General features: G+C 43.8%; 12 protein-coding genes. 11 read left to right on the top strand and 1 reads right to left on the bottom strand.

What is annotated here, in order from left to right:
* Positions 1-4 precede the first annotated feature (4 nt).
* A complete protein-coding gene (locus IGK85_RS05185) occupies positions 5-220 on the bottom strand; it encodes a ferredoxin (RefSeq protein WP_005237096.1) in 216 nt (71 codons plus the stop codon).
* A gap of 26 nt (positions 221-246) precedes the next feature.
* Here IGK85_RS05185 and IGK85_RS05190 point away from each other — a divergent pair, with 26 nt between their 5' ends.
* The 11 genes from IGK85_RS05190 to ilvC all read left to right on the top strand — a co-directional run bounded on the left by IGK85_RS05190 (position 247) and on the right by ilvC (position 12,985).
* Positions 247-1,242 (top strand): helix-turn-helix domain-containing protein, encoded by a 996-nt coding sequence (locus IGK85_RS05190; protein ID WP_005237094.1) that lies wholly within the window; start codon positions 247-249, stop codon positions 1,240-1,242.
* A complete protein-coding gene (locus tag IGK85_RS05195; RefSeq protein ID WP_005237092.1) occupies positions 1,236-2,618 on the top strand; it encodes a RecQ family ATP-dependent DNA helicase in 1,383 nt (460 codons plus the stop codon). Before IGK85_RS05190 ends, IGK85_RS05195 begins: the two co-directional genes overlap by 7 nt.
* Before the next feature lie 72 nt (positions 2,619-2,690).
* Complete coding sequence (locus IGK85_RS05200; protein ID WP_005237087.1) at positions 2,691-3,317, top strand: SAG1386/EF1546 family surface-associated protein; 627 nt, start codon at positions 2,691-2,693, stop codon at positions 3,315-3,317.
* Between the two features lie 105 nt (positions 3,318-3,422).
* The gene (gene cmk, locus IGK85_RS05205) at positions 3,423-4,094 is read left to right on the top strand and encodes a (d)CMP kinase (protein ID WP_005237085.1); all 672 of its coding nucleotides are present in this window, start codon (positions 3,423-3,425) and stop codon (positions 4,092-4,094) included.
* A 212-nt stretch (positions 4,095-4,306) separates the two neighbouring features.
* Positions 4,307-5,521, top strand: a complete 1,215-nt coding sequence (gene rpsA / locus IGK85_RS05210) for a 30S ribosomal protein S1 (protein ID WP_005229333.1) — start codon at positions 4,307-4,309, stop codon at positions 5,519-5,521.
* Positions 5,522-5,684: 163 nt separating this feature from the next.
* Positions 5,685-6,995 carry a ribosome biogenesis GTPase Der gene (gene der, locus IGK85_RS05215; protein ID WP_008381044.1) on the top strand — a complete coding sequence of 437 codons (1,311 nt, stop codon included), beginning with the start codon at positions 5,685-5,687 and terminating at the stop codon, positions 6,993-6,995.
* A 234-nt stretch (positions 6,996-7,229) separates the two neighbouring features.
* Positions 7,230-7,505: an HU family DNA-binding protein gene (locus IGK85_RS05220; protein WP_003126821.1), complete on the top strand. Its 276-nt coding sequence runs from the start codon at positions 7,230-7,232 to the stop codon at positions 7,503-7,505.
* 567 nt (positions 7,506-8,072) lie between these two features.
* Positions 8,073-9,761 carry a dihydroxy-acid dehydratase gene (gene ilvD / locus IGK85_RS05225; RefSeq protein ID WP_008381045.1) on the top strand — a complete coding sequence of 563 codons (1,689 nt, stop codon included), beginning with the start codon at positions 8,073-8,075 and terminating at the stop codon, positions 9,759-9,761.
* Positions 9,762-9,763: 2 nt separating this feature from the next.
* On the top strand, positions 9,764-11,464 hold the full coding sequence (gene ilvB, locus IGK85_RS05230; RefSeq protein ID WP_086316991.1) for a biosynthetic-type acetolactate synthase large subunit: 1,701 nt from the start codon (positions 9,764-9,766) through the stop codon (positions 11,462-11,464).
* 4 nt (positions 11,465-11,468) lie between these two features.
* Positions 11,469-11,945, top strand: a complete 477-nt coding sequence (ilvN, locus tag IGK85_RS05235; RefSeq protein ID WP_005229349.1) for an acetolactate synthase small subunit — start codon at positions 11,469-11,471, stop codon at positions 11,943-11,945.
* A gap of 50 nt (positions 11,946-11,995) precedes the next feature.
* The gene (ilvC, locus tag IGK85_RS05240) at positions 11,996-12,985 is read left to right on the top strand and encodes a ketol-acid reductoisomerase (RefSeq protein WP_008381047.1); all 990 of its coding nucleotides are present in this window, start codon (positions 11,996-11,998) and stop codon (positions 12,983-12,985) included.
* Positions 12,986-12,991 lie beyond the last annotated feature (6 nt).

Genomic DNA, 12,991 nt, shown 5'->3' on the forward strand with positions numbered 1-12,991 from the left:
TTTTTTATTTTTCTATAAGGATCGCTCTGGTGGGGCATTTGCGATAAGCAGTTTTGACTTTTTCTTGTTGTTCTTCTATGATAAACTGTTGCCGTGCACTCGGTTCTTGGGCAAATAAAACGATCCCATCTTCATCATAATCGAAGATCTCGGGAGCATAGATCGCACATAGTCCACAAGCAATGCAGCGCTCAGGAACAATTTTACAGCGTTGTGACATTTTTTAGTCCTTTCTGGGAGGAAGATATGGATTCTTTTATTTTAGCGCTGTTTTCTGATACTGACAAGTTGCGTCCATCGACACTTTATCAAATTCTCATTGGTAAGCGCACTAGCTCTGTCTTGAGTTATGCCTTTTTTTATGATCGATTAGGTCTTTTTCAAGCGTTGCCACAGTTGAATGAGAGGGAGTATCAACAGACGATCGCTGACTTGATCCAACAAGGGATGCTAAGTCGAGATTCAGATGGTCTGCTGCTCAAAAGGACCGCTGCAAATTATGAACAGTCAAGAGAAATGTTGTTGCATCATACGGATTATTTTCGGTATGGACGAACGACGGAGGAGGCGTGGCGTTTTGTCCGACTGCTGGTTCAAGCAGCTGCATATCAAGAGGTGACGAATCAGTATATTCCTGTTGAGAACACGCCTTTATATACAGAACCTGTGCGTCGACTGATCCATCAATACCCTGAAATCAAAAAGATCACTCATCGAGAACTTTCGGCAGTTTTTGCCCAACTTCCCGCAGAAGTCGCAGATTTTTTAGCGGGTACCTTATCTGGTCCTGATCTTCTGGGGCAGGCGTTTTTCCAACTTTTGCCAGAATCTGTACAAGGTAAGCCTTGGGACAATCTTTATGTAGGAGCTGCGATCCATCAATTTTTAGCCCTGGTTGAAAAAGAGTCTCAGATGGTTCTGTTTCAAGGATTGTCGCCTTTTCTAAATAGGAATCTGAATCAAAGTATGCTGGAAAGTCGTGCATTGTTCTTGCAAGGAGCTTCTGTTGAGCAGATCATGGAAAAAAGAAGGATCAAACGAGGAACCGTTAATGATCATTTGATTGAGTGGGCACTGCTTGATCCGACATTTCCGTATCAGCGCTTTGATACATCATTGCTGAATAAGCTGCCAGAAACTTCTTGGAAAAACAGCTATCAAGAATTACAGGAGCTTCTTACGACTGATTTTTTGACGATCCGTTTGTTACAGATTGCTCAGAAACGGGGGATTCGATGTTAGAAAACGCACTGAATCAGTACTTTGGCTTCAAAACATTTCGTCAAGGACAAAAAGAAGTCATCGAAAGTGTTTTAGCGCAGCAAGATACGTTAGCGATTTTGCCTACCGGGAATGGCAAAAGTCTCTGTTATCAGCTGCCAGGGTACCTCATAGATGGCATCGTAATCATTATCTCACCGCTTGTTTCTTTAATGGAAGATCAAGTCTATGGCCTACAAAAGCAAGGGGAAAAACGCGCGATTGCGTTTAATAGTCAACTGGACCTTGCCGATCGTCACTATGTGATGCAGCATTTATCGCAGTACAAATTTTTGTTTTTAAGTCCAGAAATGATCGTGCAAGAAGCCATTTTGCAACAACTCGAACGAGCTAAGATCGCTATGCTCGTGGTGGATGAAGCTCATTGTGTTTCCCAATGGGGCATTGATTTTCGACCAGAGTACTTGCAGCTTGGTGAAGTAAAAAAACGGTTGAAGGCACCCGTCACATTAGCATTGACGGCTACTGCCACGGCGCAAGTCGAAGCAGATATTCGGCAAGTGTTGTTAGCAAAGAACGCCAATGTCTACCGTTATTCGATGAACCGCAGCAATATCGGCTTGTTCGTAGAGAAAACGTCAGACAAAGATGCGGCATTGGCAGACTATCTCAGCCGCTTAGGCGGGGCTGGGATCATCTATTGTTCCACAAGAAGCAAAGTCGAAGAAGTCTATAACAAACTGCGTCAGCGCTATTCGGTAGGCTATTATCATGGTGGTCTAGCGAGCGATCAAAGAAAAACGTTGCAGCAGCAGTTTTCTCAGAATAAACTAAAATTGCTCGTCGCAACCAATGCGTTTGGGATGGGGATCAATAAAGAAGATATTCGTTTTGTGATCCATTATGACTTGCCTGATTCGCTGGAAAACTACAGTCAGGAAATCGGTCGAGCAGGCCGCGATGGCAAACAAAGTAGTGCGATCTTGCTTTATCAGGAACACGATGAGCAGATTCACTACTTCTTTCAGCGAGAAAACAAAGAAGAACGCCGTGCTTTAGAACGAATGGATCAGGAAAAGATGAAAGGACCTTTGACACCGCTGCAAGAAAAATGGCAGCTGAAGATGAAGGAGTTGGGGGCTGCGTTTTGGCTGGAAACGCTAAAACAAAACGAACAGCAAAAGCAAGAACAATTACAAAAAATGTTGGCTTATATTCATTTTACCGGCTGTCGTCGCCAGTTTTTATTGGCGCACTTTGGGGAAGAAGCACCAGCAAATCCTTATTGTTGCGACAATGACGGGATCGAATTGGCAGCGGAAGAAGAGCTTTTAGAAAAAAAAGTCATCCTTCATTGGCAAGAACGTTTAATAAAAATTTTTAAAGATATAAATTGAATCGTATTTTGCAGGACAGTTTTTATTTACCTATGGTATAATACATCGGAAGGAAACTAGGAGGGAATACGAGTGAGCAAGAAAGACAATGACTACAATTCAGAAAATCAAGAACCGTGGGAACAACCAATCTATGATACAGAATACGATGATTCTGCATCAAGATCCCAACAAAGAAAACAAAAGCGTGGGAATTCACTCTTTTTGACGATCGTTTTAGTTTTGCTTTTCTTGATCGTGGCAATTCCGGTTGGTGCCGGTATTTGGGTGTTGAATCATAACAGTGATGCCCCGACCGCAGCAAGTTCGAGCAGTACAGTAGAAAGTACGACAGAATCTTCGACAACTGAGTCATCAACAACGGAATCATCAACTGCTGAATCGACAAGTGAAACGAGTTCGTCAACAAGTGAATCAAGTTCTTCATCAAGCAGTAGCAGTTCTGCACCAGCTTCAACAACGCCATCAAGTAGTAGTGAGCCGGCTCAACAGGAAAACAATGCAGGGCAAGACACTACGCAAAATAATCAAGGGCAAGGAGCGACTGGTACCGAGGAATACACGACGGTGCAAGCAGGTGAAGGTCCTGAACAAGTGGCAGCCCGTACAGGCATCTCAGTTGAAACCCTATATCAATTAAATGGGATTGATCCAAACAACTACATGCTATACCCTGGCGACACATTACGAATTAAATAAAAAACCGCTTTGGCGGTTTTTTTTCTTGGTAGGAAGAAGCCAAGGTGAACGATAAGCAGAAACGATGAAGGAATACACATCGTTGGGAAACGAGGAGTAAGAAAAATGAAAAAAATCAACATCGCTATTGATGGTCCGGCGTCATCTGGGAAAAGTACCGTGGCAAAAATCATCGCCAATGATTTAGGGTTTATTTATACAGATACCGGGGCCATGTACCGCAGCATCACGTATTTGGCCTTAAAAAGCGGCTGTTCATTAGAGGATGAAGCGGCGATCGCTGCTTTGATCGATCAATACCCCATCACTTTTGAACCGACTGAACACGGTCAAGAGGTCTTTGCAGGAGGAGAGCAAGTCACAGAAGCGATCCGTCAGCCAGAAGTAACCAACGCAGTTTCGAAGGTATCGGCATACCCTGCGATCCGCGAAAAACTAGTCCAACAACAGCAGATGATCGCTAAAGATGGCGGTGTCGTGATGGATGGCCGCGATATTGGTACGGCGGTTTTACCACAAGCAGAAGTCAAGATTTTTCTGGTAGCAAGTGTGGAAGAACGGGCGCAGCGCCGTTTCAAAGAAAATCAGCAAAAAGGGATCGGTACCGATTATGAAACTTTAAAAGAAGAGATTCAGCAAAGAGATTACTTGGATTCTCATCGGGAAGTCTCCCCTTTGAAACAAGCAACAGATGCCGTTCGAATTGACACCTCCGGTTTAACAATCGAGCAAGTCGTAGAAGCGATCAAAAAAACGATCCAAGAAAAGATCGACTAGCGAAAACAATGGGTGTTCCCCATTGTTTTTTTATTTTTCCTACGAAAAAGATGAAAGCAAGCAAGAAAACAGACGTGAAAAGACTTTTTCAACGAAAAAACCGTAGTTTTTTAGGAAAATAAGAGAAATCGCTTTATTTTTTTTTCATTCTATTTTAAACTAAAAGATGTAGTGCAATTATTGCAGAATTGTTGGTTAGGAGGACATGAGAGATGACAGAATTTGAAAATAATCAGGTTGAGAGTGGAAATGAATCAATGGAAGCCGCTTTAGACAATTTCCAAGAAGTAAAAGTTGGAGATATCGTTAAAGGCGAGGTATTGGCCATTGAGGATAAACAAGCGATCGTAGGGATCGAAGGCGCCGGTGTCGAAGGCGTTGTTCCTGCAAAAGAATTATCGACTTTACCTGTTGAAGACATCAACGAAGCAGTCAAAGTAGGGGATGTCTTAGAATTAGTTGTGATTTCAGCAATTGGGAAAGACAAAGAAAATGGCAGCTATCTCCTTTCTAAACGTCGCTTAGATGCGAAAAAAGTTTGGGAAGATATCGAAAAAGATTTCCAAGAAGGAAAAATCATCGAAGCACCAGTCACCAACGTCGTTAAAGGCGGATTAGTGGTTGACGTAGGGGTTCGTGGGTTTGTTCCAGCATCAATGGTCGAAGATCATTTTGTTGCGGATTTTGAAGATTACAAAGGGAAAACATTGACCTTTAAAATCGTTGAGATCGAACCTTCTGAAAACCGCTTGATCCTTTCTCATAAAGCTGTTGTTGAAGCAGAAAAAGCAAAACAAAAAGAAGCTTTACTAGCTGATTTATATGAAGGACAAGAAGTAGAAGGGAAAGTAGCTCGTTTGACTGACTTTGGTGCCTTCGTGGACCTAGGCGGCATCGATGGACTTGTCCATGTCTCTGAAATTTCACATGGGCATGTTGGCAAACCGAGTGACGTTTTGTCTGTTGGAGATACCGTCAACGTCCGTATCTTATCTGTTGATGCAGACAAAGAACGTGTGTCTCTTTCAATCAAAGACACATTGCCTGGACCTTGGACCAATATTGAAGAGCAAGCGGCTGTTGGCAGTGTCTTAACTGGGACTGTTAAACGTTTGACAAGCTTCGGTGCGTTTGTGGAAGTCTTCCCAGGTGTTGAAGGGCTGATCCATATTTCACAAATCTCCCATAAACACATTGCGACACCACATGAAGTCTTACAAGAAGGCGATGAAGTGCAAGTGAAAGTGCTCGAAGTGAACCCTTCAGAACACCGAATCGCATTAAGTATCAAAGCATTAGAAAAAGCAGAAAATACCAATGAAACACAAGAAGTTTCAGAGGATGATTATCAATTGCCAGAAGAATCAACTGGGTTTACCATGGGTGATATCTTAGGCGATGCCTTAAAAGACAGCGACGAAGAGTAATTGTATGCCATCAGCTTATAACGATTCGATGTTTGAATTTGTTATAAGCTGATTTTTTGTTTGCCGAGAAAGCTTGCAACTTTCCATGGCTTTAGGTAAACTAAGTAAGATTGAATACAAGAAGCAGCGTACAAGGACTGCTTTTTTAAATGGAGGGTAAAAAATGTCAAATCCAACAATAGCGATCGTTGGACGTCCGAATGTGGGGAAATCGACCATTTTCAACCGGATAGCTGGAGAACGAATTTCGATCGTTGAGGATACTCCAGGAGTGACCAGAGATCGTATTTATGCCACTGGTGAATGGCTAGGCCGTGAGTTTAGCGTAATCGATACTGGTGGGATCGATTTAAGTGATGAGCCGTTTATGGATCAAATCAAGCATCAAGCAGAAATCGCCATCGATGAAGCAGATGTCATTGTTTTTATTACGAGTGCTCGTGAAGGAGTAACAGATGCTGACGAGCTTGTGGCTCGTTTGTTATACAAAAGCAACAAACCCGTGATTTTAGCGGTCAACAAAGTTGATAATCCCGAGATGCGCAACGATATCTATGAATTTTATGGTTTAGGTCTGGGCGATCCATACCCAATCTCAGGAAGTCATGGATTAGGGATCGGTGATGTCCTAGATGAAGCAGTCAAACACTTTACCAATGAAGCGGAAGAAGAAGACGATTCCATCATCAAGTTTAGTTTGATCGGTCGACCAAACGTCGGGAAATCCTCTTTGATCAATGCGATTCTTGGAGAAGAGCGAGTAATTGTTTCAGATATCGAAGGAACGACTCGTGATGCGATCGATACCCATTTTACCAGCGAAAGCGGTCAAGAATTTACCATGATCGATACCGCCGGCATGCGTAAAAAAGGGAAGGTCTACGAATCTACTGAAAAATACAGTGTCATGCGAGCAATGCGGGCCATTGAACGTTCAGACGTCGTCTTGATGGTCTTGAACGCCGAAGAAGGAATTCGCGAGCAAGACAAACGGATCGCTGGCTATGCCCATGAAGCAGGCCGTGGAATCATTATCGTTATCAATAAATGGGATACATTGAAAAAAGAAACGAATACGATGCGTGATTTTGAAGAAGAAATCAGAGATGAATTCCAATATTTGGATTATGCACCAATCATTTTCGTTTCCGCAGTGACGAAACAGCGCTTGAATAAGTTGCCGCAGTTGATCGAAGAAGTCAGCATGAATCAAAACATGCGTATTCCATCTGCGTTGTTGAATGACGTCATTATGGATGCGGTGGCGATCAACCCAACACCAACAGACAAAGGCAAACGTTTGAAGATTTTTTATGCGACGCAAGTGGCTGTCAAACCGCCAACTTTTGTTATTTTTGTCAACGAAGAAGAACTGATGCATTTCTCTTATGCGCGTTTCTTAGAAAATCAAATCCGCAAGGCATTCACTTTTGAAGGAACGCCGATTCGGATCATTCCACGCAGAAGAAAATAGAGATTTTATCATACTTTGTTTCTTTTTACAAAGAAATCTGTCCTTTTCTAGAAAAATGGGAAAAAACCAAAAAAAAACCCCCTAAAAACGTTAAAATCCTTGATATTACAAGGTTCTTATGATAACGTTATATCAGAATATTGATGGTAATCAATATTTGACAAAAACCTTGGACCACTCAAGATTTTTGTTGATGCATGACATCAAAAAAAATATCAGGAGGTGAAACCATCCATGGCAAATAAAGCAGAATTAATCGAAAAAGTTGCAGCAGCTACTGACTTAACTAAGAAAGACGCAACTGCAGCAGTAGACGCTGTATTCTCAACAATTCAAGACGCTTTAGCTAACGGTGAAAAAGTTCAATTGATCGGCTTTGGTAACTTTGAAGTTCGTTCTCGTGCAGAACGCAAAGGACGCAACCCACAAACTGGTGAAGAAATCAAGATCCCTGCTAGCAAAGTACCTGCATTCAAACCAGGTAAAGCTCTTAAAGACGCAGTGAAATAATTGAGTCTTGTAGAAACCCTTGAGTAATCAAGGGTTTTTTCTTTTGTCTAACTAGGAACTGCCACTATGCAGGCGGATCGAATGGGAAAAGAAACGGTTATTATTGTCAGAAAATTCAAAAATATTTTTTGTTTTTCTTTTGGTCTAAAAAAAACAAGGGTTGCTGGCACACTTTAATTCTCAAGCAAGAATAAAGGTGATTTAAAAGTCATTCTTATCAAAAGAAGCAAGCGATTAAATGACATCTGATGTGAGAAAGGGTTCCTTGGAATTGTCATTATTGAAAAAAAATTCAGAAAATTCGTTGACAAGTGATTTTGCAAAGGGTATATTGGTAAACAATTACAAGAACGTTACTATTTCTAATGAAGGAGCCATTTTCTATGCGTAATTTTAATCAATATTTATTAGTCATTATTATTGATACCAGGACTTAGAACACGGAAGCAAAAATTATCCGTTTGTTTGAGTCCTATTTGCGTAAGTAAAATGGGATTCTGGCAAAGCATCCCAGTTTTTTATAACCGGGATGCTTTTTTTTATTCCAAAATGCAGGAGATGATGAGTGTGAGAAGTGATCAAATTAAAAAAGGGATCGATGCAGCGCCAGCTAGGAGTCTGCTCTATGCCACAGGACAAGTTAAAAATATCCATGATATGAACAAGCCATTTATTGCGATATGTAATTCCTATATCGATATCGTGCCTGGGCATGTGCATTTACGGGAGTTAGCAGATATCGCAAAAGAAGCGATTCGTGAAGCTGGCGGCATCCCTTTCGAGTTCAATACAATCGGCGTAGATGATGGCATTGCGATGGGACATATCGGTATGCGATATTCGCTACCTAGCCGAGAATTGATCGCTGATTCTGCAGAAACCGTCATCAATGCCCACTGGTTTGACGGCGTATTTTATATCCCAAATTGTGACAAGATCACTCCTGGCATGATCTTAGCAGCCATGCGGACCAACGTACCAGGAATTTTTTGTTCCGGTGGTCCTATGAAAGCCGGCATTGATCCTCGGGGACATCAAATAACCTTATCTTCCATGTTTGAAGCCGTTGGGACGTACAAGACGGGTAATATGACAAAAGAAGATTTTGAGTTTATGGAACAAAATGCCTGTCCGACTTGCGGCTCCTGCGCAGGGATGTTTACTGCCAATTCGATGAATTGCCTCTTAGAAATCTTAGGATTGGCAATGCCAGGCAATGGTACGATCCTCGCCGTGTCTGAAGAACGACGAGAACTAGTTAGACAAGCCGCCTTTAAGTTGATGGATCTTGTTGAAAAACAAGTGAAACCTCGAGACATCGTGACCAAAGAAGCTATCGATGATGCCTTCGCTTTAGACATGGCGATGGGGGGTTCCACCAACACAGTGCTGCATACCTTAGCGATCGCCAATGAAGCAGAGATCGATTATGACTTAAGACGGGTCAATGAAATCGCTAAAAGAGTGCCTTATCTCTCAAAAATCGCGCCATCATCAGCCTATTCGATGCATGATGTCCATGAAGCCGGTGGGGTTTCAGCAATCATTCGGGAGCTATGTGATATCGAAGGAGCGATTCATCCCGATCGACCGACTGTTACCGGTAAGACGTTACGAGAAAATGTCGCTGAAGCGAAGATCCACAACGAAGAAGTCATCCATCCGAAAGAAAACCCGTATAGTCCAGTTGGCGGTCTATCGATCTTGTACGGAAACATCGCCCCAGAAGGCAGTGTCATCAAAGTTGGCGGGGTCGATCCAAGTGTCCAAGTGTTCAAAGGGAAAGCGATCTGTTTTGATTCTCATGATGAAGCAGTCGCAGCAATCGACAATCATACCGTACAAAAAGGACATGTTGTAGTGATCCGCTATGAAGGCCCGAAAGGGGGGCCGGGAATGCCGGAAATGCTGGCGCCTACCTCAAGTATCGTTGGTCGTGGGTTAGGCAAAGATGTCGCCTTGATTACAGACGGCCGCTTTTCAGGAGCGACGCGGGGGATCGCAGTTGGACATATTTCTCCGGAAGCTGCAGCCGGTGGTCCATTAGGACTAGTCAACGATGGCGATGAGATCATTATTGATTTGCCAAATCGAACGCTAAATCTGCAAGTTTCAGAAGAAGAGCTTGCCAAGCGTGCGCAAGAACGACCGAAGTTTCGTTCAAAAGTAAAAAAAGGATGGCTTGCACGTTATACCGCTTTAGTGACCTCTGCGAATACGGGCGGGATTATGCGAGTACCTGATGAGGAGGAGTAGCAATGGAAAACATCGACTATCAAGCATCGCATCTAAGGACTGGCGCACAAGTGTTAGTGGACAGCTTGCAAGAGCAAGGCGTCGAAATGATCTTTGGCTACCCGGGTGGCGCCGTCTTACCGTTATATGACCAATTATATGATGCCGCGATTCCGAATATTTTGACGCGTCACGAGCAAGGCGCGATTCACGCCGCTGAAGGCTATGCCAAAGCTACTGGCAATGTAGGGGTTGTTTTAGTGACAAGTGGTCCGGGTGCTACGAATGTCGTTACTGGCATTGCCGATGCCATGAGTGATTCCGTACCGTTGGTGGTTATCACGGGGCAAGTGGCCGTACCAGGAATTGGCAAAGACGCTTTTCAAGAAGCGGATATTCTAGGTATCACGTTGCCGATCACGAAACACAATTACCAAGTCCGTTGTGTGGATGACTTACCGAAAGTGATCGCTGAAGCCTTTCACATCGCTTCAACTGGGCGTAAGGGACCTGTTGTGATCGACCTTCCGAAAGATATTACATTGCAAGAAACCGCTGAAACCTGCTCATTGCCGATCACAAGGAAAAGTTATCAACCGAATGCAGAGCCTTCCCGTCTGCAAATTGAAAAATTGATGCACGTTTTAGAAAAAGCACAGCGACCAGTGGTACTGGCTGGTGCAGGCGTGATCGCGGCTGAAGCTGCGGCTGAATTAAATGCATTTATTGCCAAGTACAAGTTGCCGACAGTCACAACGTTGCTCGGCTTAGGCTTACTGCCAAATGATCATCAATTTTTCTTGGGCATGGGCGGTATGCATGGAACGTATGCGGCGAACATGGCTTTATCAGAAGCCGATTTGATTATCAATATCGGCTCTCGCTTCGATGATCGCTTAGCGACTGCCGGCAGTCAGTTCGGCAAGCAGGCCATCGTTGCTCATATCGACATCGACCCGGTGGAGATTGGCAAGATTGTAGAGACAAAGATCCCAATCGTCGGCGATGCCAAGGCTGCTTTGCAACAGATGCTACGGTATCCGCCAACTAGAGGAACGTGGTCTGCCTGGTCGGATCTATGCCAAACACGGAAGACGGAAAAACCTTATCGCTATGATCGCACTCAAGCACAAGAAATCAAACCGCAAAAAGTCATCGAAGAAGTAGGGCGTTTGACCAAAGGAGAGGCTTACGTCATCACCGATGTTGGGCAGCATCAAATGTGGGTCGCGCAGTATTATCCGTTTCGCTTTCCTAAGCAGTTGATCACCAGTGGCGGACTAGGCACGATGGGCTATGGTATCCCTGCGGGAATTGGCGTCCAATTTGCTCATCCAGAAAAAATGGTCGTGGTGTTTGTTGGCGATGGCGGGTTCCAAATGACAAACCAGGAATTTGCTATTTTGAATGAGTATGGCTTGAATGTCAAATTTGTTTTGTTGAATAATCGTTCGTTAGGAATGGTCCGCCAATGGCAAGAAACATTTCATGGCAAACGACGCTCTGCCTCTGTTTTTGCACAGCAACCTGATTTTGTTAAACTAGCACAAGCTTATGGCATCGAAGGCTGTCGGATCGATGAACCCACTCAGCTTTCTGCTATGCTAGCGGAAGCTTTTGCACATACGGGGCCGCAACTGATCGAAGTAATGGTCTCGCCCTCAGAGCATGTGTTGCCGATGATCCCACCGGGGAAAGCCAATCATGAAATGATGGGGGTCTAAGGGGATGAAACGGGTATTAGCAGCAATCGTCCATAATGAAGCAGGTGTTTTGAGCCGCATCACGAGTGTCTTAAACCGCCGGCAGGTCAATATCGAGAGTATTTCTGTCGGCACAACGGAACGGCCAGAGTTTTCACGAATGACGATCATTGTCAACGTGAATGATTTGGCAGAAACAGAACAAGTGACCAAGCATTTAAATAAACAAATAGATGTCTTGAAGGTTTCTGATATTACAGAAGTTCCTCATATCGAACGAGAGCTGGTGCTGATCAAAGTCAATGCACCAACCACTAGCCGCTCGGAGATCCAAGCAGTGATTGATCCGTTTCGAGCGCACATTGTCGATGTCGCACTGAAAACGATCGTTGTGCAAGTTGCCGGTGATACGAAAAAGGTAGAAGCATGCATCGAAGTTTTGCGTCCCTACGGGATCAAACAGTTGGCACGAACGGGTGTCACTGGCTTTACAAGAGGGTAAGTGCAATTTTGAATTGCTTAAAATAAAGAAAGAATTCGGAGGAAACAAGTATGGTAAAAGTATATTACAACGAGGAAGTTACAGATAATCTAGGAGACAAGAAGATTGCGATCGTCGGCTACGGCTCTCAAGGGCACGCTCATGCGCAAAATTTACGGGACACAGGTCATGAAGTCTTTATCGGCATTCGTGAAGGAAAGTCAGCAGAAGCTGCAAGAAACGACGGATTTGAAGTCTTTCCAGTAGCCGAAGCCACTCAAAAAGCGGACGTAGTCATGATCTTGGCACCCGATGAGATCCAAGGATCGTTGTATAAAAATGAGATCGAACCGAATCTTTCTGCCGGCAATGCATTAGCATTTGCGCATGGTTTTAATATTCATTTTGATGTGATCGCGCCGCCAGAAGAGGTGGATGTGTTCCTAGTTGCGCCTAAAGGACCGGGCCACTTGGTGCGTCGAACCTTTACCGAAGGGTTTGCGGTGCCAGCCTTGTTTGCAGTCTATCAAGATGCGACTGGCAACGCACAAGCGACAGCTTTATCTTATGCAAAAGGCATTGGTGCCACACGGGTCGGCGTTTTGGAAACGACCTTTAAAGAAGAGACCGAGACCGATCTTTTCGGGGAACAAGCCGTACTTTGTGGCGGTTTGACCAGCATGATCGAAGCTGGCTTTGAAACATTGGTAGAAGCCGGGTACCAACCGGAATTGGCGTATTTTGAAGTTTGTCATGAATTGAAACTGATCGTTGACTTGATTTATGAAGGAGGATTCAAAAAAATGCGCCATTCGATCTCGAATACGGCAGAGTATGGCGACTACGTTTCCGGTGCTCGGGTGATCACCGCACAAGCCAAAGAAAACATGAAAGCCGTATTGACAGATATCCAAAATGGTCAATTCGCGAAAGGATTCATTGAAGACAATCAAAATGGCTTCCCTGAATTCTATAAAATGCGTGAAGAAAACGGCAACCATCAAATTGAAAAAGTCGGCAGCGAGTTACGGAAAATGATGCCGTTTGTTGCGAAAGATTAGAGGTGG

The organism is Enterococcus sp. AZ015 (assembly GCF_050499225.1).
GTDB classification, from domain to species: Bacteria; Bacillota; Bacilli; order Lactobacillales; family Enterococcaceae; genus Enterococcus_D; species Enterococcus_D entomosocium.

Bases quoted from the DNA above. Each gene is read 5' to 3' on its own strand.
- IGK85_RS05195 (WP_005237092.1), top strand. From the start codon at position 1,236: ATGTTAGAAAACGCACTGAATCAGTACTTTGGCTTCAAAACATTTCGT.
- IGK85_RS05185 (WP_005237096.1), bottom strand. From the start codon at position 220: ATGTCACAACGCTGTAAAATTGTTCCTGAGCGCTGCATTGCTTGTGGA.
- IGK85_RS05190 (WP_005237094.1), top strand. From the start codon at position 247: ATGGATTCTTTTATTTTAGCGCTGTTTTCTGATACTGACAAGTTGCGT.
- ilvN (WP_005229349.1), top strand. From the start codon at position 11,469: ATGAAACGGGTATTAGCAGCAATCGTCCATAATGAAGCAGGTGTTTTG.
- der (WP_008381044.1), top strand. From the start codon at position 5,685: ATGTCAAATCCAACAATAGCGATCGTTGGACGTCCGAATGTGGGGAAA.
- rpsA (WP_005229333.1), top strand. From the start codon at position 4,307: ATGACAGAATTTGAAAATAATCAGGTTGAGAGTGGAAATGAATCAATG.
- ilvC (WP_008381047.1), top strand. From the start codon at position 11,996: ATGGTAAAAGTATATTACAACGAGGAAGTTACAGATAATCTAGGAGAC.
- IGK85_RS05220 (WP_003126821.1), top strand. From the start codon at position 7,230: ATGGCAAATAAAGCAGAATTAATCGAAAAAGTTGCAGCAGCTACTGAC.
- ilvB (WP_086316991.1), top strand. From the start codon at position 9,764: ATGGAAAACATCGACTATCAAGCATCGCATCTAAGGACTGGCGCACAA.
- cmk (WP_005237085.1), top strand. From the start codon at position 3,423: ATGAAAAAAATCAACATCGCTATTGATGGTCCGGCGTCATCTGGGAAA.